Here is a 19,934-nt window from a genome sequence, read left to right as displayed (position 1 = left end):
CCGCCGGACCGGCCAGACTCGCGCAGGTGGAGAAGACGCACCACCCCGTGATCCGCGTCCTGCGCGGCGTCAGGATGACCCTCAGGGCCGAGACCGGCGCGCACGCCGAGCTGCGCAGCCGGATCACCGGCGTGATCGTCCTGACGATCGTCATCGACCTGCTCGCCGCGGCCCTCGGCTGGGCGCTGGAGCGCCACCACGGCGAGATCACGACGTTCTGGAACGCCCTGTTCTGGACGACGACCCAGATGCTGACGGTGTCCTCGCAGTTCCCGAACCCTCTGACGACCGGCGGCAAGCTCCTGGACGTCTTCCTGGAGGTCTGGGCGCTCGTCGTCGTCACCTCGGTGGCCGGCGTCTTCGCCTCGTTCTTCCACCACCGCTCCACCGAGAAGTGGAAGGCCGCGCACCTGCCGGAGCCGCCGACCCCCTAGCCTCTTTCCGCGCATGCCCACTACTGCGCCGCGCGCCAACAACACCGCCACACGCGACGACCTCCGCAACGTCGCGATCATCGCCCACGTCGACCACGGCAAGACCACGCTGGTCGACGCCATGCTGCGCCAGTCCGGCGCGTTCCGCGAGGGGGCGGCGCTGACCGACCGCGTCATGGACTCGATGGACCAGGAGCGCGAGCGCGGGATCACGATCCTCGCCAAGAACACCGCGGTCCAGTACGGCGAGACCAAGCTGAACATCATCGACACGCCGGGCCACGCCGACTTCGGCGGCGAGGTCGAGCGCGGGCTGACGATGGTCGACGGCGTGCTCCTGCTCGTCGACGCCTCGGAGGGCCCGCTGCCGCAGACGCGCTTCGTGCTGCGCAAGGCGCTGGAGGGCAGGCTGCCGGTGGTCCTGGTCGTCAACAAGATCGACCGCCCGGACGCGCGGATCGACGAGGTCGTCCACGAGGTCGAGGAGCTGTTCCTGGACCTCGACGCCGACGAGGACCAGCTCGAGTTCCCGATCGTCTTCACCAACGCCCGCGCGGGCACGGCGTCGATGGACCAGACGACGCCGGGCGAGAACCTCAGGCCGCTGCTGGACCTGCTCGTCGAGACGGTCCCGCCGCCGTCCTACGACCCCGAGCACCCGGCCCAGGCGCTCGTCACCAACCTCGACGCCGATCCCTACCTCGGCCGCCTCGGCATCTGCCGCGTGCGCCAGGGCACGATCCGCAAGGGCGACATCGGCTGGTGCCGCGCCGACGAGACCGAGGGCGCGATGGTCACGCGCGCCAAGATCACGGAGCTGTTCGTCACCGACGGCCTGCACCGCGTCCCGGTCGAGGAGGCGGGCCCGGGCGAGATCTGCGCCGTCGCCGGCATCCCGGAGGTCACGATCGGCGAGACCCTCGCCGACGCCGCCGACCCGCGGCCGCTGCCGGTCCTGCACGTCGACGATCCCTCGATCGGCGTCACGATCGCCACCTCGACCTCCCCGTTCGCGGGCAGGGACGGCAACAAGCTGACCGCGCGCCAGATCCAGGCGCGCCTCGACCAGGAGCTGATCGGCAACGTGTCGATCCGCGTCGAGCCGACCGAGCGCCCGGACGCGTGGGAGGTCCAGGGCCGCGGCGAGCTGCAGCTGGCGGTGCTCGTCGAGACGATGCGCCGCGAGGGCTTCGAGCTGCTCGTCGGCCAGCCGCGCGTCGTCACGCGCGAGATCGACGGCGTCATCCACGAGCCGATGGAGCGCATGACGATCGACGTGCCCGAGGACTTCGTCGGCGTCGTCACGCAGATGCTCGCGCTGCGCAAGGGCCGCATGGAGCAGATGAGCAACCACGGCACCGGCTGGGTCCGGATGGACTACCGCGTCCCGGCCCGCGGCCTGATCGGCTTCCGGACCGAGTTCCTGACCGAGACGCGCGGCACCGGCATCGCGCACAGCGTCAGCGACGGCATCGAGCCGTGGCACGGCGAGCTGCGCACCCGGCCGACCGGCGCGCTCGTGTCCGACCGCCAGGGCGCCGTGACGTCGTACTCCTGCTTCCAGATGCAGGACCGCGGGTCGCTCTTCGTCTCGCCCGGCGACCAGGTCTACGCCGGCATGGTCATCGGCGAGAACGCCCGGGCCGACGACCTCGACGTCAACATCGTCCGCGAGAAGCACCTGACCAACGTGCGCTCGGCCACCGCCGACGAGCTGGAGCGGCTGGTCCCGGCGCGCAACCTGTCGCTGGACCAGGCGATGGAGTGGCTGCGCGAGGACGAGTGCGTCGAGGTGACGCCGAAGGCGGTCCGGATCCGCAAGTGGTCGCTGGACCCGAACGAGCGCGCGAAGGCGGCGAGGCGGGCGAGGGCCGGCGCGGCGCCGAAGTAGTAGGACCCCGGCGCCGCACCGCTCGCTTCGCGTGGTGCGGTGCTTATTTGCTGCCGCAGACGGCGTAGAGCTTGCCGTCGGCGTCGTTGATCGGGTTGCCGGCGCGGTCGCGCATGTTCGGCCAGCTCGTGACGAACGTGAGCCGGTGGTGGGTGTAGTTGCGGTCGGCGGAGAAGCCGGCGTTGCCGATGGTCCCGAAGGAGGCGAGCTGCTTGCCGTCGGGGCACAGGAAGCGCAGCGCGGCGCCGGCCATCTTCGTGCCGCGGTGGGCCTGGATGCGGTAGCCGATCAGGACGTAGCCGGCCGGGATCGGCTTGCCGCGGCGGATCGCCTTGACGCCGGGCGCGTCGAACGGCGCGGTCGCGCCGGGGCCGATCGACGGCGCGGGTGAGACCTGGATGGTGGTCGGCGTGCTCTGGTCGGCGCTCTGGGCGAGCGCGGTGCCGCCGGCGCCGAGCGCGGCGACCGCCAGCGCGGCGGCGGCGAAGGTGGTGGTCTTGTGGGTGCGACGGAGGGGCATGGCGGTGGACCTTTCGGGGGCGTTGCGCTTGCTGGACATCCCTTGAACGCGGGCGGTGCGCGCGACGCCACGGCCCCCTAGGGGTGCGTGCACGACACCTTGTCCGCGCCGGGACGTGGCGTACCGTGAGCACCCGATGCCCCCACTCGATCCCCGGGAGCGCGCGGTGCTGGCCGCGCTGGAGTCGGTCGCCGACCGCCGCACCGTGTCACCCGAGCTGGCCGCGCTGGCGTGGGAGGACTTCGCGCAGCTGTGGGAGCTGTCGCAGTACCGGACGACGGTGCTCGACGCGCTCGGGTTCGCGGGCGCGGCGGGGTGCCGCGCGCTGGAGCTGGGGTCCGGGCTGGGGTCGCTCACGCGCTGGCTGGGCGAGTCGTTCTCGCGGGTGGACGCGGTTGAAGCGTCGGCCGAGCACGCCGCAGTGGCGGCGCTGCGCTGCTCCGACCTGCCGGGGGTGACCATCCACCCTGACTTGGTGGCGGGCGAGTCCTACGACTTGGTCGTCGTGCACGACCCCGCCGACCTCCCCGCCGCCTTCGCTTGCTTGGCCGACGACGGCCTCGCCCTGCTGTCGACGCGCAACCGCCTGGGGTTGAAGTACCTCAACGGCGCGCTCGACGACGACACCGGCAAGTCCTACACCTCGCTCGTCGCGCCGGACGCCCCGCCCCTCGACGCCCTCCGCGCCGCCGCAGCCGCGCGCGGAGACTCGCCCGCGCCGACTCTCCACGAGCTCCTCGGCGCCGCGGACGCGGCGGGCTTCGCCGCGACGAGCGTCCTGCTCCCCTACCCGGACCACCGTCTCGCCTCGACGGTCCTGGACCCCGCCGCCTTCGGCGACGACGCGCGCGACGCCGCGAACTGGCTCTTCGGCACCGCGCCCAACCGCGGCGCCGGGGCGGGGACGCCGCGGAGGACCGTCGTCTCCGAGACGCTCGCCCAGCGGGCGGTCGCCGAGGGCGGGCTGCTGACCGAGCTGGCCAACTCCTACACCTTGCTCTGCTGGCGTGGGTCGCCGGAGCGCGCGGCGGCGCGGCTGGGCGTCGACCGTTCGTGGGCGGCGCGCCACTGGTCGTTCGACCGCCGCCCGGCCTGTCGCAAGCGCGTGACCCGCACATCCGACGGCCGGATCGTCAACGAGCTGGCGGCGGGCGGGACCGCGGGCCGCGCGCCGTCGATCGAGCTGGGCGTCATCGACCACCGGCTCGCCGACGAGCCGCTGCGCCGCGGGCCGCTGCTCGCGTTCCGGGCGCTGGAGGCGCTGACCGCCGCGGACGCGCCCCGCCTCGCCGCGCTGGTGGCGGACTACGCGCGCTGGCTGGTCGACACGTTCGGGGTCGACGGCGACGACCAAGTTGATGATGAAGGCGTCCCACTCCTGCGCGGCGAGGCGCTCGACGCGATCTGGACCAACGTGGTCGAGGACCGTGACGCGGGCGGCGCGTGGGTGGCGGTCGACGGCGAGTGGGCGTTCCGGGGCATGCTGCCGCTCGACTACCTCGTCTGGCGCGCGGTCAAGGACCTGCCGCTGCGCTTCGCGCGCGAGGCGCGCGGGCTGGACGTCGTCGCGGTGTCGGGCGTGGCGCCGCACCGCATCGAGTTGTTCATGGAGTTGGAGGACGCGTTCCACGCCGCGGCGGGAACCGGGCCAACCCCTACACCTTCGCCCCGGATCGCGCCCTACTTCTTCGACGCGACGCCACGCTTCCGGATCCTCGCCAGCGCCGACGAGATCACCGCCGCGCCCGAGTTGTTGCGGTCCTACGCCGCGCTCTTCGCCGACGCGCCCGCAACGCTCGTCCTGGTGTCCTCGTCCGACGCCGCCGCACCCCTGCCCGCGCTCCAGTCGGCGCTGGACGCCGCCGGCCTCGACGAGTCGACCCTGCCCGACACGCTCCTGGTCGACGCGGGCGAGACGCAGGGCGGTGCGATCCTGACGACGTCCGGTGCCTGGGGCCCGCCCCACCTGCCCCGCTTCACCGGGGCGGACCTCGCCGCGCTGCGAGCGCTGACCGACAGCGCGGCGGTCCGCACCGGGTCAGGTCAGGACTGGATCCTGTAGCTCATGTCGTAGAAGACGTACACGAGCGCCGTGGTGGACGCCCTGTAGTACGCGAGGCACTGGTGGGTGTGGCCGGTGGTCACGGCCGCCTGCACGTCGGCCATGCTGTCGTTCGGTGGCGTCGCGACCGCGGTGCCCTCGCAGTCGAAATGCGTGGGGAAGGCCGTGTCGACCTCCGGCGGCAGCGGGATGTAGATCTGCGTGTCGGTGTTGGCCGCCGCGGCCTGCACCGGGATGACGCCCGTCATGTGGACGACGTCGCCGACGCGCGTCCAGATCTGCTTGAAGCTCGTGGCCGGCAGCGAGGCGACGTTCGTCGCCGGCTGGTAGGTGACGCTCGTCGACCCGGACTGCATGACCATCGGGCCGTCGCCGACCGGACCGGAGACGGTGGCAAAGCTGACGATCGGGACCGCGGCCGCGCCGACAAGCGCGCAGCAGATACCGATCATCGCCGAGCGAGAACGCCGCAACTTCTTCCACATGGTGGACCTTCCTTCGGACCTGAATGAATGGATCGGTCAACCGTATGCTTCGCAGACACTTAATACTTTGTTAGCTCATGACATTGCAGAGGATCGCACCTTCGCAGCACTCAGAACCTGTGCAGCGAGGTCCGATCACGCGGCGCGAGCGGCGATGGCGGGCGAGGGCTAGAGCACCAACTCGAACTCGGGCGCGTACTTCGCGAGCAGCGCCTGACCCTCGTCCGGGGTCGGCATCCGGCCGGCGTCGGCGCTGAGCGCGGTGACCTCGGTCCACATCTCGGCCGTGCGCAGCGCTGGCCGGACCTGCCACACGGCGCGCGTCACGCCCGGCGCGGTCGACCACATCGCGTGCACCGTGCCCGCCGGGACGTCGAGCGTGTCGCCCGCGCGCAGCACGATCTCCGCGCCGTCCACGACCGCCTGCAGCTCGCCCTCCTCGATGACGAAGTGCTCGTCCTGACTGGGGTGCCGGTGCGCGAGCGGCTGCTGCGGCGTCTCTGTCGGATCCCACTCGGCGCGGACCTCCAGGAGCTCCGGGTCCAGACGCGTCACGGTCAACCGCTCGTGACCGCCCAGGTTGTACACATCGCCGACGTTCGCCATGGTGTTGCAGCTCCCTTGCGCTCGTTTATCTTGAGATCAAGATACTTCTCTCCGAGCAAGGGATCAGTACGGTTACCACCACAGATGCCGCCCAGGAGTCCCGACCAGATCGACGCGCTCGTCGGCCAGTGGGCCACGCAGCACCCATCGCTCGACACCACCACGATGGCGCGGGCGGCACGCCTGCTCGAGGTCGCGCGCGCGATGGAGCGCCGGATCGCCGCCTACGCCGCAACCGTCGGCATCGACGTCGCCGAGGGCGACATCCTCTTCACGCTCCGCCGCTCGGGCCCACCGTTCGCCCTGACGCCGTCAGAGATCTCCGCGGCGTTGTTGGTGTCCTCGGGCACCCTGACCAACCGCCTCGACCGCCTCGAGCGCAAGGGCTTCCTGCGCCGCACCCCCCACCCCACCGACCGCCGCTCGACCACCGTCGAGCTGACCCCATCAGCCGTCCAAGCCCTCGACACCGCCATCTTCACCCACGTCGAGAACGAACGCCAGATGCTCTCCCCCCTCTCCGACCGAGAACAACAACAACTCGACCGCCTCCTCCGCAAACTCCTCGCCCACCTCGGCGAGACGGAGTAACGGAGAGCCGTCGGCCGCCTGCGCCAGAGGCGACCGCGCGGCGACACCGGCGGAGAGCGCGACGGCTCGACGCGCCAGAGACGACAACGGGCCGGTCGCGAAACGACGGCGCCACCTCTCCAGCCGACCGCCCCGCCGCGGTCGAGCAACCGCGGCAAATCAGGCGCGTGTACCGAGGGATGACGGAGAGCGCGACGGCTCGACGCGCCAGAAGCGACGACGGACTGGTTGCGAAGCGATGGCGGCGCCACTCAAGCCGACCGCCCCGCCGCCTGTCGAACGACCGCGGCGAATCAGACGCGTGTACCGAGGGACGGCGGAGAGCGCGACGGCTCGACGCGCCAGAAGCGATGGCGGCGCCGTTGCGCCGACCGCCCCGCCGCGGTCGAGCGACCGCGGCGACGAGGCGCGTGTAGCGGCTAGACCGCGTCGCGGTTCTGGGGCGCCGTGGCGGCGGGCGTCTCGGGCTCCCAGTCGACTTCGTGGCCGAGGCCGGCCGACTTGAGGACCTTCAGGGACAGCAGCGCGCACTTCATGCGGGTGGCGGAGATGTCGATGCCGAGGAGGTCGAGGATGAAGGAGCGGTCGAGCTTCAGGAGCTCGGCCACCGGCATCCCGACGATCTCGTCGGAGGCCATGCTCGCCGACGCCTGCGAGATCGCGCAGCCGTGGCCTTCGAAGCGGATCGACGCGACGCGGTCGTCGTCGCCGACCTTCAGCATCACCTTGAGCTGGTCGCCGCAGAGCGGGTTGTGGTCCTCGGCGGTGAGATCGGGAGCCTCCATCGGACCCCAGTTGTGGGGCCGCTTGTAGTGCTGGAGGATCTCCTCGCGGTACAGGTCGTCCATGGTGCCTCTCAGGCTAGGCGAAGATGCGCCGGACTTCGGCGAGCGCGTCGACGAGCTGGTCGATCTCGTCGCGCGTCGTGTGAACGGCGAAGGAAGCGCGAGTGGTGGCGCTCTCGCACAGGTGCTGCATCAGCGGCTGCGCGCAGTGGTGCCCGGCCCGGACGCAGACGCCCTTGCGGCCGATGATCTCCGACACGTCGTGCGGGTGCACACCCTTCAGCGCGAACGACACCAGCGCGCCGCGCGCAGCCGGATCCAGCGGCCCGTGCACCGTGATGTCGTCGAACTCCACCAACCGCTCGAGCGCGTAGGCGGTCAGCTCCAGCTCGTGGGCCCGGACGTTCTCCATCCCGAGGTCGCTGAGCCAGTCAACCGCAGCACCCAGGCCGATGACCTCGGCGATCGCCGACGTCCCCGCCTCGAACCGCGCGGGCGGCGCGGCCCACTTGACGTCGTCGAACGACACCGTCGAGATCATGTGACCGCCGCCGATCAGCGGCTCGGTGTCGAGCAACATGTCGTGCTTGCCGTGCAGCACGCCGACGCCGGTCGGCCCGTAGGCCTTGTGCCCGGTCCAGGCGTAGAAGTCCGCGTCGATCGCCTTCAGGTCCACCGGCAACTGCGGGACCGCCTGCGAGCCGTCGATCACCGTGACGACACCGTGCTCGCGCGCGCGCCGCACGATCTCCGCCGCCGGCGTGATCGTCCCGACGACGTTCGACACGTGCGTGAACGCCAGCACCCGCGCGCCCGGGAGCAGCGCGTCCAGCGCGTCGAGATCGAGCTGACCGGAGGCATCCAGCGGCACCTCGACCAGCTCGGCGCCGGTCTCCTTGGCCAGCATCCACCACGGCACGAAGTTCGAGTGGTGCTCCATCCGCGTCACGAGGATCCGGTCGCCCGGCCCCACGTGCCGCCTGCCCCACCCGTGCGCGACGACGTTCAGCGCCTCGGACGCGTTGCGGGTGAACACGGTGTCCCGCGTCTCCCACCCCACGAACGCCGCGATCCGCGCACGCGCGCCCTCGAACAGGTCGGTCGCCTCGGCCGCCAGCGGGTAGACCCCGCGGTGCACGGACGCCCGGTGCTCCCGGTAGTACGAGTCCATCGCGGCCAGCACCGCGTCCGGCGTCTGCGACGTCGCGGCGCTGTCCAGGTACGCGACGCCGTCACGCCCGGCGAGCGTGGGGAACTGCGAGCGGACGTCCAGACCGGTGGTGGCAGCCATGACGACCTAGGCGGCGGCGCCCGCCGCCTCCTTGATGATGTTGGCGTAGCCCTCGGCCTCGAGGACGTCGACCAGCTCCGGCCCGCCCTCCTTGACGATCCGGCCCTCGAACAGGATCGACACGCGCGTCGGCTGGACCAGATGCAGGATGCGCTGGTAGTGGGTGATGATCAACACCCCCATGTCGCTCTCCTTGGCCACCGTGTTGACGCCATGCGCGACAACGTTGAGCGCGTCGATGTCCAGACCGGAGTCGGTCTCGTCGAGCACCGCCAGATGCGGCTGCTGGAGCGCGAGCTGCAGGATCTCCAGGCGCTTCTTCTCGCCACCGGAGAACCCGTCGTTCAGGTAGCGGGCGACGAACTCCTTCGGGACGTTCGTCAGCTCCATCGCCGCCTCGACGGTCTTGCGGAAGTCCTTGAGCGAGATCTCGTCCTCGCCCCGCGCCTCGCGATGAGCGTTCATCACCATGCGCAGGTACTTCGTGATCGTCACGCCCGGGATCGCGACCGGGTACTGGAAGGCCATGAACAACCCGGCCCGCGCCCGGACGTCCGGGTCGGCCTCGGTGATGTCCTCGCCGCGGAAGATGATCTGACCCTCGGTGACCTCCAGGCCCGGATGGCCCATGATCGCGTTCGCGAGGGTGGACTTGCCGGAGCCGTTGGGCCCCATCAGCGCGTGGATCTCACCCTTGTTGACGGTGAGGTCGACCCCCTTGAGGATCTGCTTGTCGCCGGCCTGCACGTGCAGGTTGCGGATCTCGAGTTCGGCGGCCATGTTGGTGTCCTTCTAGAAGAGAGTTCAGGCCGCGGCGACCGGATCAACGGTCACCACGGAGGTGGAGGTCGGAGTCGGGACGGTGCGGTTGGAGAAGGTGACGAGCTCGGCCAGCGTGGTCTGGGCCAGCGCCTTGACGACCCCGCCCTGGACCCGCGTCCAGAGCAGCTTCGTCGCGCACCCGTGGCCGCTGTCGGCCTCGTGGTTGCAGACGACGCGCCCGCTGCTGATCGGCGACTGCCCGTCCTCCGACATGAAGCACGTCATCGGCGCGACCCCGCCTTCGAGCGCCAGCACGACCTCGTCCATGTGGATCTCGGTCGGCTGACGGGTCAGACGGTACCCGCCGTGTGCCCCGCGCGTGGCCTCGACGAGGCCGGCCTTCTTCAGCAGGGCGACGATCCGCTCGAGGTAGGCGAGGGGCAGGGCCTCCGCCTCGGCGATCGCTTTCAGCGACACCGGGGTCGGAGAGCCGGCGCCGTCGTGCTGGCGACCCAGCTCGACGAGGAGCCGCACGCCGTACTCCGCCTTGGTCGTGAAGATCATCGGTCCTAATCCTACCGCGTAGGTCGGAGAAGGCGGCATCGCCTAGAAGGCGATCCCGTCGCGAGCAATCGCCCAGGGGGCGATTCTCGCCCGCCTACGACGCTTCGCGGGCCGCGCGGACGCCGAGGATCCCGGAGAAGACCAGCAGCCCCAGGCCCGACCCGACGTCCACGAGCGCCAGCAGGCGGTCCCCCGCGCGCGTGCGCAAGGCGGCCATCGTCAGCGAGAGCGTCGTGAACCACGTCAGCGTCCCGCTGCCGACACCCGCGCACAGCAGCAGCGTCGACCCCGTGCCGTCGACCGCGCTGGCCGTCGAGGCCGCCGCGAACACCGCCGCCCACGACAGGATCGTCGACGGGTTCGACGCGGTCGCCGCCAGCGACGTCAGGAACGCGCGCCCCGGCGAGCCGACCTCCTCGGCCGCCTCGCCGCCCAGCCGGACCCGGAACGCCGACCACAGCGTCCGGATCCCGAGCCACGCGATCATCGCCGCGCCGCCGATCCCGAGCACGATCTGCAGCGGCCCGATCGTCAGCAGCCGCCCCGCGCCGAGCGCGCCGAGCAGCGCGTAGGTCGCGTCGATGACCGCCGCGCCCGCGCCGATCGCGATCCCCGCGGGCAGCGCGCCGCGCAGGACCGTCCGGATGCACAGCAGCGAGATCGGCCCGATCGCCGCGGCGACCACGAACCCAAGCCCGAAGCCCAAGGCGACGACATGCATACGCAGATGCTCCCACGGGCAGCCACGCGCAGCGACATGTGCCACGCCGACGACTCGAACCCACCGCCGCTTCCGGACGACCTCGTCCTCGCCCTCCCGCCGCTCGCGGGCGGCGCCGCCGCGGAGATCACGACCGCCACCAGCGCCGACGGCACGCCGTTCTCCGTCGCCCTCGCGCTCAGCTCGCAACCCCGCGAGCCCGCCGTCGTGATCGTCCCCGACGTCCGCGGCCTCTACCGCTTCTACGCCGAGCTGGCCGAGCGCTTCGCCGCCGCCGGCCACCACGCGATCGCGATCGACCCCTTCGGCCGGACCGCCGGCGCGCCCGGCGAGCGCGACGCCGACTGGGACTTCTGGCCCCACGTCAGGCAGACGACGCCCGCGCAGCTCCAGCAGGACATCCACGCCGCCACCCACGTGCTCCGAGAGCGCGGCGCGGCCCCGACGTTCGCCGTCGTCGGTTTCTGCTTCGGCGGCGCCCACGCGTTCCTGGCCGCGACCAACCCGGACATCGGCCTCAGCCGCGCGGTCGGCTTCTACGGCAAGCTCGGCGACGGCTCGCGCCTCGGGATCCCGTCGCCCGCGGAGGAGGCCGTCCACACGCAGATGCCCGTCCTCGGCCTCTTCGGCGGCGCCGACGAGGGCATCCCCGAAGCCGATCGCGCCAAGTTCGCGGAGAGCCTGCGAACCGCCGGCGTCGACCACGAGATCCACGTCTACCCCGACGCCCCGCACTCGTTCTTCGACCGCAAGCAGGACCAGTTCGCCGACGCGTCGGCCGACGCGTGGCGGCGCACCCTCGCGTTCCTGGCAGACTGACGCGCCGCATGCCGGTCCGCCGTCGCCTGGTCCTCGCCGCCGCCCTCGCGGCCACCGCCGCCCTCGCGCCGATCGGCGCCCGCGCCCAGACCGATGCGCCGCCCGCCAACACGCCCGTCGAGACCGGCGACACCAACCCGTGCAACGACCCGGTCCTGCAGCTCAAGTGCCCGGACCTGCGGATGGCGCCGCCGACCGACCTGCACGTCGTGAGGGTCGGCAAGGTGGTTCGGCTGGAGGCGACCAACCGGATCGTCAACGTCGGCCAGGGCCCGCTCGAGCTGCGCGCCAGGCACACGGGCAGGCCGGGCACGACGTCCTACGACTTCGCGCCCGCCACGCAGGTGATCCGCTCCAAGGCCGGCAGGGCCGTCTTCTTCCCGCTCGCCGGCTGGGTCTACTGGAAGGCGATCCCCGGCCAGGGCCACTACTGGAAGTACTGGCGCGCGGCCCGCTTCGAGCTCTGGACCCTCAACCCCGACGGCACGCGCGCCAGGCTCCAGCGCACCGGCCCGAAGCTCAGCTACTGCTTCCGCGACCTCAAGCGCGTCCGGACCTTCAAGCGCTCGCCGAAGCGCCGCATCTTCCCCGCCTGCAGCCAGGACTTCGGCCGCAGGGAGATGCGCCTCGGCGTGTCCCCCGGCTGGGCCGACATCTACCCCTCGACCTACCACGAGAACTGGATCTCGATCACGCACCTGAGGGGCTGCTTCGCCTTCGTCCACCGCGCCGACCCGCTCGGCGACATCGTCGAGTCCCGCGAGGACAACAACATCGGCCAGCGCGTCATCCAGCTCCCGCCGCGCCACGGCAGCGTCGCGCCGCGCAGTTGCCCCTCAGCCCGGTAATCTTCCGACGAGCATGACTGCCGTTCTCGCACTCACTGCGTTCAAGGCCACCTTCGGCCTCGTCGTCGTCTTCTTCGTGATCTTCCCGCTGCTCCTGCACGGGCTCATCGGCTTCGCGCTCGCGCAGTCGGCCGGTGAGCACCAGGACAACCTCGACTTGTTCGAGGGCGGCGAGGACACCAAGCAGACCTACTAGTCGTTCGCGGGCGGCGCGCCGCCTTCCACGATCAGCCGCTTGCCGCGGTCGATGTCGCCGTGGCCGCCTGCTGACAGCATCGCGACGACCTTCCCGCCGGCGACGTACCAGACGGTGAACTCGCCCTCGGCCATGTCGCCCTCGATGACCTCGTCGTCCCAGGCCAGCGCCGGGCCGACGTACTCGAACGACGCCCAGTCGGCGAGGTCGCTGAAGAAGTAGGGCACCTCGTCGTGGTCGGCGCCGGCCCCGAGCATGTTCCTCGCGACCGTCCGTCCCTGCGCGGCGGCGTGCTCCTCGTGCTCGACCCGGATCACCGCGCCGCCGTGGACGACGCTGTCGTACTCGGCGATGTCGCCCGCGACCCAGAGCCCGTCGGCGCCGTGCGCGCGCAGCTGCGCGTCGGCCCGGACGCCACCGCGCTCGCCGATCTCCAGGCCGGCCTTCTTGGCCAGCATCACGTCCGGCGTCACGCCGACGCCCGCGACGACCAGCTCGGCCTCGAGCTCCCGGCCGCCGGCCAGGACGACGCGCGCCACGCGGTCGCCGTCGCCCTCGAAGCGCTCGACCTCGGCGTCGCCGATCACCTCGATCCCGTGGGCCTCCAGGACGCCCCGGACCCAGCCGCCGACCTGGAGGCCGAAGGCGCGCTCCATCGGCTGCTCCTCCTGGAGGACGACCGTGACGCTCTTGCCCAGCGTCGTCAGCGTCGCCGCGCTCTCGGAGCCGATGTAGGACCCGCCGACGCAGACGATCTGCGCGACCTCCTCGGCGTCCTCGATCAGCGAGTCCGCGTTGCCGTGCGCACGCAGGTAGTGGATGCCGTCGAGGTGGACGCCGTCGATCTGCAGCCGCCGGACCATCGCGCCCGTCGCCAGCAGCGCGTTCCTATAGGTGATGACGTCCCTGTTGGAGAGCGTCGCGGTCCTGGCCGCGACGTCGAGCGCCATGACGGAGGTCCGGGTCAGGACCTCGACGTCATCGGGAAGCTCGATCAACCCATCGTCCTTGGTCTCGGTCCCGCCGAGGTAGCCCTTGGTGATCGGCGGCCGGTGGTACGGCGGGTCGAGCTCGCGCGCGACGAGCAGGACCGAGCCGGTCGCGCTCTCCGCCCGCAGCGTCTGGGCGCAGGTGGCGGCGGCGATGCCGCCACCGATCAGCAGGAAGTCGACTTCGCGATCGGCCATGGGCCGATCCTACGCGTCCCTAGACCGCCGCCGCCTCCGCGCCCAGCTCCTGCTCGGCGCTGATCGAGCGGCGCGCCAGGCGCCCGTCCTCCAGGACCTCGTAGGCGCCCATCCGCCGCAGCGGCGGCGAGTAGAGGTGCAGCGTCACGGCCGCCTCGTCGCCGATGTGCAGGACGCGGTGGATGTCCGTCGCGTCGAAGGAGAACACGCTGCCCGCGCCGACCTCGCGGACGACCGGGTCGCCGCCGAGCGCCAGCGTCTCCTCGCGCACGCGGCCCGCGGCGACGCCGACGGCGCCGTGGCTGAGGTCGTGGTCGTGGAAGCCCGTGTCGTTGCCGTCGTTCCAGCAGATCAGCCACGCCTCGAGGTGGTCGTCGAGGCAGAGCTGGTGATACGTGCGCGCGCCGGACGGGTCGTGGTAGACGTGCTCGCGCCACTCCTCGGGGCGCGACAGCAGGTCCACCGCGGCCAGCTCCAGCTCGGCGCGCGACAGGTCTTGATCGTGGTGGGGGCGACGGATCATGGCGTGCTTCTCCCGTGCGATTCGCCACCGGGCTCGTCGAGGTTGGAGACAACCTTCCTCGGCGATTCGCCCAGCAACCGCTGCACGTTGGTGGTGGACATGAGCTCCGCGGCCGCGGGACCGAGCGGCGGGCGGAGAGGCGGATCGACGACCGGGCGGTCAGAGCCCGTCACGAGCTGGTCGATCCCGACGACGCCGGCGAAGGCCGCGATCGCGCGCGGGCCGTAGGACGACGTGTCGTAGAAGATGTTGGGGTCGTTGATCGCGTCGGCCGGGCCGCCGCGCAGCGCGAGGCGCTCGGCGTGCAGCGGCGCCAGGCCGGCGAGCATCGCGAAGCAGATCCGGAGGTCCGGGTGAGCAGGACGGCCCCAGCCCAGGAACGCGTGCCACGCGAGGTGGACGTCGCTGACGTAGGTCGTCAGCGCGGGCCACCAGGAGGAGCCGCGGCCGGCGTCGCCGTCTGAGTTGTTGGTGTGGTCGATCGGTCCGGGGTGCACGAACGCGGGCGCGCCGCGCTGCTCCAGCGCGGCGAGCACCGGCCCCGCCGCGTCGACCGCGTCCGGCGAGGCGAGCAGCGCCGCCGGGATCGACACGCCGACCGCGCCGCGGTCGAGCAGCGCGTGGACGTCGCCCGGGGTCGCCCCGTGGACCGGCAGCGCGCCCCAGACGCCGAACGCGTCGCCCGCGGCGAACACGCCGTCGTGCCAGGCGTCGAGCAGCGGGCGGGCCTCGTCCTCGGGCAGCGCCTCGATCCCGAGCGGGGTCGAGTTGCACAGCAGCGCGCGGTCCAGGCCGGTCGCGCGCAGCGACGCCGCGCGCACGTCCGGGTCGTGCGTGGCGGGCCCGAACGGCGAGTCCGGCTCGCCGGGGACGGCGATCACCCAGCCGCGCCCGTCCTCCGCGCGGCGGACCGAGGGGGCGGCGGCGCGGTTGGACAGCGCGCTCACGAAGCCCTCCGGCCAGAGGTGCTGGTGCACGTCGGTTGCGACCATCGTATCCCCGTTATCGGCCACTGACCGAGATTCTACACAATCTCAGTTGGAATTACAGCATTTGTTCCCGCCGAAGAACCTGCGGGCGAACCTCAAGCAAACGCTGCCTCGTGCCGTTGTTCTGGATGATGCGCCGTGTTCGCCGTTCCGTCCTGCTCGCCCTCGTAGCCCTCTGCGCCGCCCTCTTCGCCCTCCCGGCAGCGACGAACGCCGCGGCGAAGGAGCAGCCGCCCAAGGCTCACGCCAGCGTCGTCGGCGGCACCGCCGCGGGCGCGACCGACGTGCCGTGGCAGGCGCTGGTCCTGATCTGGCCCGATCCGAACTCGAACTCGGCCTACCTCTGCGGCGGCTCGATCCTGGACGCCACGCACGTCCTCACCGCCGCGCACTGCGTCACCGACGAGAGCCCGCCCTACGCGGTCGCGAGGGCGGAGACGATCGACGTCTACGTCGGCCTGAAGTCGCTCAGCGCCCGCGGGACGCTGCCCGCGCCCGCCCAGCTGCTGAGCGTCACGCAGACGCCGGCCGTCGACCCCGACTGGGGCCCGGCGAGCATCAACCTGCGCGGCGACGCGGCGGTCCTGACGGTCGACCCGATGACGCTGACGCCCGGGGGCGTCGAGGCGATCCCGCTCGCGCCGGTCGGCTTCACGCCCGTCACCGGCAGCAACCTGCTGCTCAGCGGCTGGGGCACGACGAGGGCGCGCCCGGCGTGCGACTCGACCGTCACCGACTGCACCAACCACGACACGACGCCCAACCAGCTGCAGGTCAACGGGCACGTCCCGGCCAGCTCGGTGTGCGCCAACTACGGCAGGAAGTTCGACGCGAGCACGCAGGTCTGTGCCGGCGACGCCGGCAACGACGCCTGCCAGGGCGACTCCGGCGGGCCGCTGACCCAGCAGATCGGCGGGACGTGGTCGCTGGTCGGCATCGTCTCGTGGGGCTACGGCTGCGCGTCGTCGGCCGCCTACCCGGGCGTCTACACGCGCGTGGCCGCAGCCCCGGTCGCGTCGTTCATCGCCGCGGCGCAGGCCGGGACGGCCACCAACGCCCAGCCGGTGACGACCAGCCCGGCGCCCACGCAGACATCGTCCACGCCGGCCCAGCAGACCGTCACGCCGACGACGACGGTCACGGCGCCGCCGCTGCCGCCCGCGGTCGACACCGCGGCGCCGACCAGCAGGGTCGCCGACGCGCACTGCTCGCGACGCGGCGTGTGCACGCTCACCGTCCAGGTCTGGGACGCGGCGCCGAGCAGCGGCATCAAGCGGCTGACCGCCTCGGTCAGGACCACCTACCGCGGGACCTGCAAGGCGCCGGGCGGCCGCAGGATCAAGTGCACCAAGAACAGGACCGCGAGGCTGTACCCGGGCGTCGCGCCGTCGTCGACCGGCGGCGTGTTCACCTACAAGATCTCGACGGGCGTGCTGCACAAGGGCAGGCAGACGTTCACGATCGTCGCGACCGACAGGGCCGGCCACAGGCAGGCCCGGCCGACGACGGTCGTCAAGACGACGCGGTAGAGCGCTCGCGCTGCGCGACCAGCCCGCGGTAGGCCGCGTGGGTCTGGCGGGCGACGTCGGTCCAGTCGAAGCGCAGGACGTGCTCGGAGGCCTCGGCGACGAGGCGGTCGCGCAGCGCATCGTCGGTCAGGACGCGCTCGACGAGCGTGCCGAGCGACTTGGGGTCCTTGGCGTTGAAGCGCATCCCGACGCGCTCCGGGACGACCTCGCGCAGCCCGCCGGTGTCGGCGACGATGCAGGGGCAGCCGGAGGCCATCGCCTCGAGCGCGACAAGGCCGAAGGGCTCGTAGATCGACGGGACCACCGTGAGGTCGGCGATCCGGTAGAGGCTGTGGAGGACGTCGTCGCCGATCCAGCCCATGAACGTGCCGTGGTCGAGCAGGTCGAGGCGGCGGGCCTGGTCCTTGAGCTCCCACTCGTGGGTGCCCGAGCCCGCGACGAGGAAGCGGACGTTGCCGACACGGGCGATGACGCCGTCCGGGCCGGCGAACGCCTCGAGCGCGTGCTGGAAGCCCTTCTCGTAGACGAGGCGGCCGACGAGGAGGACGAGCTGCTCTTGCGGTTTCGCGAACTGCGCGCGGAGGGTCTTGAGGTCCTGGATCGGCTGGAGGTCCGACGGGTCGATCCCGTTGGGCGCGACGACGACGCGGTCCTCGTCGATGCCGAAGACGTCGGAGACGTGGCCGCGCATGTAGTGCGAGCAGACCAGGACCTGGTCGGCGACGTGGACCATCCAGCGCTCGGTGCGGTGGATGTCGGACTGCGGCGGCTTGTGGACCCAGCCCTGGTGGCGGCCGTGCTCGGTGGCGTGGACGGTCGCGACGAACGGGATCCGGTTGGCGTCCGCGAGGCGCTTGGCGGCGACCGCGACGAGCCAGTCGTGGCCGTGGACGAGGTCGAAGTCGAGCTCGTCCGTGAGCGCGCGGCCGCGTTCCAGGAGGTCGTGGTTCATGCGCCCGACCCAGCGGACGAACTCGTTCAGCTCGGTCGGGTAGTGCGGCTCGCGGACGCGGTGGACGTGCACGCCATGCCGGATCTCGTCCAGCGGCCCATGCTCGCCGGCGCGCGTGAGGACGTGGACCTCGACGTCCTCGTCGGCGACCAGCGCCTCGCTGAGCTTGCGCACAGCACGCGCGAGGCCACCTTCGACGATCGGCGGGTACTCCCAGGAGACGACGAGGACGCGGAACGGCACCGTTCAGGAGGATATTGGCCCATTGGCCAGGACGCGAGGCGGCGCGCGCGGGGACGTCTAGCGCGCGACGAAGAGGCTGTGGCCCGCGGTGACGCGCGTCGTGTGGCCGGTGCGGCGGGAGCGGACGTCGACGGCGCCCTTGGTGACGGTCGTCGTCGTGCCCGCGCAGGTGTCGGTCGTCAGCCAGCGGGTCCCGCGGACGGTCGCGACGGAGCCGGAGCCGCGGGTCTGGAAGCGGCCGTGGTCGTCCTGGCCCCAGAGGCTGCGGATCGGCTTCGGCCTGGCCTTCTTCTTCTTGGCGGCGTGCGCGCGGGAGCCGACGTAGGCGGCGTGGGCCGACTTGTTGGTGATCTTGCAGGAGGCCCAGTGGCCGCCGACGAGGACGAGGCGCGTGTAGCCGTGGGCAGCCGCCTGGACCTCGAAGACGCCGCCGGAGAAGCGGCCGGTCTGGGTCGTGCCGCGGGCGTCGACCGCGGAGGTCAGCGCGACCTCGCCGTGGCGCGTGTCGACGCGGGTCCCGGTCGGGAGCGCCAGCGGCGCGGTCGTGAGCGGCTGCGCGTCCGCGCCGGGGCGGCGGACGTTGACGGAGCCCGCGGTCGCGGCGACGGCGACGGTCCGGTCGAGGACCGGCGCGGCGGCGGCCGCCGGTGGGGCGGGTGCGTGTGCGGGTGCGGTCGTCGTCGCCGGGACCGGATCGCTCGGCGCCGTGGGCGTCGCGGTCGTGGTGGTGGTCGTCGTCCCGGTCGCGGTGGTCGTCGTCGCGCCCGTGGTCGTCGTCCCGCGGCCCTGGTCGTCGTCGTCGCCGTCGTCGCTGCCCCTGGTCGCCGTCGTGGACGTGGTCGTCGGCGGCGCTCCGTGCCCGTGGTGCCAGTGCCACCACGCCGGCGGGCCGCCGTCGCGCGCGACAGCGGTCCCGGCGGTGAGGCCGGAGACGAGCAGGACCAGTGCGGCGACGAGCGCGCGAGCCATCGAGACCGACATGATGGCCTTCGCGCGCGGGGCGCTGGACGAGTGGTCTAGTCCGGGCGGCCGGCCGCGACCGCGCGCAGCTCGGCGAGGAACGCGGCGACCGCAGGCCGCTCCTCGGCGCCCGCCCGGACGACCGCCAGCACCTGCCGGGAGAGCGGCGGGTCGAGCGGGCGCAGCGTGACCTCCGGCGGCGCCTGGTCGTGGGCGATCTCCGGGATCAGCGCAAGGCCTACACCTTGCGCGACGAGCGCCGCGACGACCGCGAAGTCGTTCGAGAACCCCACGATCCGCGGTTCGTGACCGGCGGCGTGGCAGGCGTGGATGACGACCTCGTGGCACGACGTCCCCGGGTGGCCGGCGACCCACGGGCGGTCGGCGAGCGCGCCGAAGCGCGCGGGCGCGTCGTGGTGGCCGGGGCCGGTGGCGAGGTGCAGCGCGTCGTCGAACAGCTCCACGACGTGGAACGCCGGGCCGAAGTCGCGCGGGACATACGGGAAGCGCTGGGCGATCACGACATCCAGCTCGCCGAGGCGCAGCAGCGGGATCGAGTCCTGCGGCTCGGCGTCGCGGACGTGCAGTTGTAGGTGTTGGTGGCGGAGCATCGCGGCCGCCGCCTGAGGCAGCAGCGAGCGCGCGAACGAGGAGAACGCGGCGACGTTGAGCGTGCCGGAGACCTCGGTGGACGCGGCGTGCAGGTCGGCCTCGGCGCGCTCCAGCTGGGCCAGGACCGTGTCGGCGTGGGCGACGAGCACACGGCCGGCGTCGGTCAGCGCCAAGCGCCGTCCCTCCCGCTCCAGCAGGACGACGCCCGCCTCGCGCTCCAGTGCCGACAGCTGCTGCGAGACCGCCGAGGGCGTGAACGACAGCGCCGCCGCGGTGGCGGCGACGGTCCCGCGCTCGGCCAGCTCGCGCAGCACCCGGAGGCGTTTGACGTCCAACGGCATGTTCAGCACAGCTTACGGATCAG

22 protein-coding genes are annotated in these 19,934 nt (G+C 72.2%); 8 read left to right on the top strand and 14 right to left on the bottom strand.

Features of this window, described 5'->3' with window-relative positions:
* Positions 1–26 precede the first annotated feature (26 nt).
* Positions 27–434 carry a hypothetical protein gene (locus H030_RS0112750; protein ID WP_027006386.1) on the top strand — a complete coding sequence of 136 codons (408 nt, stop codon included), beginning with the start codon at positions 27–29 and terminating at the stop codon, positions 432–434.
* A gap of 13 nt (positions 435–447) precedes the next feature.
* Complete coding sequence (typA, locus tag H030_RS0112745; protein ID WP_027006385.1) at positions 448–2,325, top strand: translational GTPase TypA; 1,878 nt, start codon at positions 448–450, stop codon at positions 2,323–2,325.
* A 43-nt stretch (positions 2,326–2,368) separates the two neighbouring features.
* Here typA and H030_RS0112740 read toward each other — a convergent pair whose 3' ends face one another.
* On the bottom strand, positions 2,369–2,845 hold the full coding sequence (locus H030_RS0112740; RefSeq protein WP_027006384.1) for a hypothetical protein: 477 nt from the start codon (positions 2,843–2,845) through the stop codon (positions 2,369–2,371).
* A 136-nt stretch (positions 2,846–2,981) separates the two neighbouring features.
* On the opposite strand from H030_RS0112740, the gene H030_RS0112735 reads away from it, so the two are divergent.
* Positions 2,982–4,907: a hypothetical protein gene (locus H030_RS0112735; protein WP_155892024.1), complete on the top strand. Its 1,926-nt coding sequence runs from the start codon at positions 2,982–2,984 to the stop codon at positions 4,905–4,907.
* On the opposite strand, the gene H030_RS0112730 is transcribed toward H030_RS0112735, so the two are convergent.
* Positions 4,889–5,392, bottom strand: a complete 504-nt coding sequence (locus tag H030_RS0112730; RefSeq protein ID WP_155892023.1) for a hypothetical protein — start codon at positions 5,390–5,392, stop codon at positions 4,889–4,891. The genes H030_RS0112735 and H030_RS0112730 overlap by 19 nt on opposite strands.
* Before the next feature lie 168 nt (positions 5,393–5,560).
* Positions 5,561–5,998 (bottom strand): cupin domain-containing protein, encoded by a 438-nt coding sequence (locus H030_RS37005; RefSeq protein ID WP_051222554.1) that lies wholly within the window; start codon positions 5,996–5,998, stop codon positions 5,561–5,563.
* A gap of 84 nt (positions 5,999–6,082) precedes the next feature.
* On the opposite strand from H030_RS37005, the gene H030_RS0112720 reads away from it, so the two are divergent.
* Positions 6,083–6,589 carry a MarR family winged helix-turn-helix transcriptional regulator gene (locus H030_RS0112720; RefSeq protein WP_027006381.1) on the top strand — a complete coding sequence of 169 codons (507 nt, stop codon included), beginning with the start codon at positions 6,083–6,085 and terminating at the stop codon, positions 6,587–6,589.
* Positions 6,590–7,008: 419 nt separating this feature from the next.
* On the opposite strand, the gene H030_RS31765 is transcribed toward H030_RS0112720, so the two are convergent.
* The 5 genes from H030_RS31765 to H030_RS31755 all read right to left on the bottom strand — a co-directional run bounded on the left by H030_RS31765 (position 7,009) and on the right by H030_RS31755 (position 10,712).
* Positions 7,009–7,437: an iron-sulfur cluster assembly scaffold protein gene (locus H030_RS31765; RefSeq protein ID WP_051222552.1), complete on the bottom strand. Its 429-nt coding sequence runs from the start codon at positions 7,435–7,437 to the stop codon at positions 7,009–7,011.
* Between the two features lie 13 nt (positions 7,438–7,450).
* A complete protein-coding gene (locus tag H030_RS0112710) occupies positions 7,451–8,665 on the bottom strand; it encodes an aminotransferase class V-fold PLP-dependent enzyme (protein WP_027006380.1) in 1,215 nt (404 codons plus the stop codon).
* Positions 8,666–8,671: 6 nt separating this feature from the next.
* A complete protein-coding gene (gene sufC / locus H030_RS0112705) occupies positions 8,672–9,445 on the bottom strand; it encodes a Fe-S cluster assembly ATPase SufC (protein WP_027006379.1) in 774 nt (257 codons plus the stop codon).
* A 24-nt stretch (positions 9,446–9,469) separates the two neighbouring features.
* On the bottom strand, positions 9,470–9,991 hold the full coding sequence (locus H030_RS31760; protein WP_051222550.1) for an RrF2 family transcriptional regulator: 522 nt from the start codon (positions 9,989–9,991) through the stop codon (positions 9,470–9,472).
* 94 nt (positions 9,992–10,085) lie between these two features.
* A complete protein-coding gene (locus tag H030_RS31755; RefSeq protein WP_051222548.1) occupies positions 10,086–10,712 on the bottom strand; it encodes a LysE family transporter in 627 nt (208 codons plus the stop codon).
* 6 nt (positions 10,713–10,718) lie between these two features.
* Between H030_RS31755 and H030_RS31750 the strand changes: the two genes are divergently transcribed.
* Genes H030_RS31750 through H030_RS0112680 form a run of 3 tightly spaced genes read left to right on the top strand, consistent with a single transcriptional unit; the run spans position 10,719 to position 12,575 of the window.
* A complete protein-coding gene (locus H030_RS31750) occupies positions 10,719–11,531 on the top strand; it encodes a dienelactone hydrolase family protein (protein ID WP_196809115.1) in 813 nt (270 codons plus the stop codon).
* An 8-nt stretch (positions 11,532–11,539) separates the two neighbouring features.
* A complete protein-coding gene (locus H030_RS0112685) occupies positions 11,540–12,379 on the top strand; it encodes a lysyl oxidase family protein (protein ID WP_027006378.1) in 840 nt (279 codons plus the stop codon).
* Between the two features lie 13 nt (positions 12,380–12,392).
* Positions 12,393–12,575, top strand: coding sequence for a hypothetical protein (locus H030_RS0112680; RefSeq protein WP_027006377.1), 183 nt, complete (start codon positions 12,393–12,395; stop codon positions 12,573–12,575).
* On the opposite strand, the gene H030_RS0112675 is transcribed toward H030_RS0112680, so the two are convergent.
* The 3 genes from H030_RS0112675 to H030_RS31740 are packed head-to-tail and all read right to left on the bottom strand — an operon-like array spanning position 12,572 to position 15,277.
* Positions 12,572–13,762 (bottom strand): NAD(P)/FAD-dependent oxidoreductase, encoded by a 1,191-nt coding sequence (locus tag H030_RS0112675; protein ID WP_027006376.1) that lies wholly within the window; start codon positions 13,760–13,762, stop codon positions 12,572–12,574. The genes H030_RS0112680 and H030_RS0112675 overlap by 4 nt on opposite strands.
* A 19-nt stretch (positions 13,763–13,781) precedes the next feature.
* Positions 13,782–14,285, bottom strand: coding sequence for a cysteine dioxygenase (locus tag H030_RS31745; RefSeq protein ID WP_035127609.1), 504 nt, complete (start codon positions 14,283–14,285; stop codon positions 13,782–13,784).
* Positions 14,282–15,277: an amidohydrolase family protein gene (locus H030_RS31740; protein WP_155892022.1), complete on the bottom strand. Its 996-nt coding sequence runs from the start codon at positions 15,275–15,277 to the stop codon at positions 14,282–14,284. Before H030_RS31740 ends, H030_RS31745 begins: the two co-directional genes overlap by 4 nt.
* A gap of 125 nt (positions 15,278–15,402) precedes the next feature.
* Here H030_RS31740 and H030_RS31735 point away from each other — a divergent pair, with 125 nt between their 5' ends.
* Positions 15,403–16,803, top strand: a complete 1,401-nt coding sequence (locus H030_RS31735) for a S1 family peptidase (RefSeq protein WP_155892021.1) — start codon at positions 15,403–15,405, stop codon at positions 16,801–16,803.
* Here the strand turns inward: H030_RS31735 and H030_RS31730 are convergent.
* From H030_RS31730 to H030_RS0112645, 3 genes are read right to left on the bottom strand one after another with little or no spacing between them, the layout of a single operon-like run.
* The gene (locus tag H030_RS31730) at positions 16,787–17,998 is read right to left on the bottom strand and encodes a glycosyltransferase family 4 protein (RefSeq protein WP_035127605.1); all 1,212 of its coding nucleotides are present in this window, start codon (positions 17,996–17,998) and stop codon (positions 16,787–16,789) included. The genes H030_RS31735 and H030_RS31730 overlap by 17 nt on opposite strands.
* Positions 17,999–18,055: 57 nt before the next feature.
* Positions 18,056–18,967 (bottom strand): hypothetical protein, encoded by a 912-nt coding sequence (locus H030_RS0112650; RefSeq protein WP_155892020.1) that lies wholly within the window; start codon positions 18,965–18,967, stop codon positions 18,056–18,058.
* Between the two features lie 47 nt (positions 18,968–19,014).
* The gene (locus H030_RS0112645) at positions 19,015–19,911 is read right to left on the bottom strand and encodes a LysR family transcriptional regulator (protein WP_035128129.1); all 897 of its coding nucleotides are present in this window, start codon (positions 19,909–19,911) and stop codon (positions 19,015–19,017) included.
* Positions 19,912–19,934 lie beyond the last annotated feature (23 nt).

It is taken from the genome of Conexibacter woesei Iso977N (genome assembly GCF_000424625.1).
Classification (GTDB): Bacteria; Actinomycetota; Thermoleophilia; order Solirubrobacterales; family Solirubrobacteraceae; genus Baekduia; species Baekduia woesei_A.
The sequence above is the reverse complement of the archived record's forward strand: the minus strand, read 5'-3'. Positions and strand labels throughout refer to the sequence as shown.

What these genes read in the sequence shown, in the direction of transcription:
- H030_RS0112710 (WP_027006380.1), bottom strand. Translation starts at nt 8,665, where the DNA reads ATGGCTGCCACCACCGGTCTGGACGTCCGCTCGCAGTTCCCCACGCTC.
- H030_RS0112675 (WP_027006376.1), bottom strand. Translation starts at nt 13,762, where the DNA reads ATGGCCGATCGCGAAGTCGACTTCCTGCTGATCGGTGGCGGCATCGCC.
- H030_RS0112735 (WP_155892024.1), top strand. Translation starts at nt 2,982, where the DNA reads ATGCCCCCACTCGATCCCCGGGAGCGCGCGGTGCTGGCCGCGCTGGAG.
- H030_RS0112650 (WP_155892020.1), bottom strand. Translation starts at nt 18,967, where the DNA reads ATGGCTCGCGCGCTCGTCGCCGCACTGGTCCTGCTCGTCTCCGGCCTC.
- H030_RS31760 (WP_051222550.1), bottom strand. Translation starts at nt 9,991, where the DNA reads ATGATCTTCACGACCAAGGCGGAGTACGGCGTGCGGCTCCTCGTCGAG.
- H030_RS0112645 (WP_035128129.1), bottom strand. Translation starts at nt 19,911, where the DNA reads ATGCCGTTGGACGTCAAACGCCTCCGGGTGCTGCGCGAGCTGGCCGAG.
- typA (WP_027006385.1), top strand. Translation starts at nt 448, where the DNA reads ATGCCCACTACTGCGCCGCGCGCCAACAACACCGCCACACGCGACGAC.
- H030_RS0112720 (WP_027006381.1), top strand. Translation starts at nt 6,083, where the DNA reads ATGCCGCCCAGGAGTCCCGACCAGATCGACGCGCTCGTCGGCCAGTGG.
- H030_RS0112740 (WP_027006384.1), bottom strand. Translation starts at nt 2,845, where the DNA reads ATGCCCCTCCGTCGCACCCACAAGACCACCACCTTCGCCGCCGCCGCG.
- H030_RS31745 (WP_035127609.1), bottom strand. Translation starts at nt 14,285, where the DNA reads ATGATCCGTCGCCCCCACCACGATCAAGACCTGTCGCGCGCCGAGCTG.
- H030_RS0112680 (WP_027006377.1), top strand. Translation starts at nt 12,393, where the DNA reads ATGACTGCCGTTCTCGCACTCACTGCGTTCAAGGCCACCTTCGGCCTC.
- H030_RS31765 (WP_051222552.1), bottom strand. Translation starts at nt 7,437, where the DNA reads ATGGACGACCTGTACCGCGAGGAGATCCTCCAGCACTACAAGCGGCCC.
- H030_RS31735 (WP_155892021.1), top strand. Translation starts at nt 15,403, where the DNA reads ATGATGCGCCGTGTTCGCCGTTCCGTCCTGCTCGCCCTCGTAGCCCTC.
- H030_RS31750 (WP_196809115.1), top strand. Translation starts at nt 10,719, where the DNA reads ATGCTCCCACGGGCAGCCACGCGCAGCGACATGTGCCACGCCGACGAC.
- H030_RS0112730 (WP_155892023.1), bottom strand. Translation starts at nt 5,392, where the DNA reads ATGTGGAAGAAGTTGCGGCGTTCTCGCTCGGCGATGATCGGTATCTGC.
- H030_RS31740 (WP_155892022.1), bottom strand. Translation starts at nt 15,277, where the DNA reads ATGGTCGCAACCGACGTGCACCAGCACCTCTGGCCGGAGGGCTTCGTG.
- H030_RS31755 (WP_051222548.1), bottom strand. Translation starts at nt 10,712, where the DNA reads ATGCATGTCGTCGCCTTGGGCTTCGGGCTTGGGTTCGTGGTCGCCGCG.
- H030_RS37005 (WP_051222554.1), bottom strand. Translation starts at nt 5,998, where the DNA reads ATGGCGAACGTCGGCGATGTGTACAACCTGGGCGGTCACGAGCGGTTG.
- sufC (WP_027006379.1), bottom strand. Translation starts at nt 9,445, where the DNA reads ATGGCCGCCGAACTCGAGATCCGCAACCTGCACGTGCAGGCCGGCGAC.
- H030_RS0112685 (WP_027006378.1), top strand. Translation starts at nt 11,540, where the DNA reads ATGCCGGTCCGCCGTCGCCTGGTCCTCGCCGCCGCCCTCGCGGCCACC.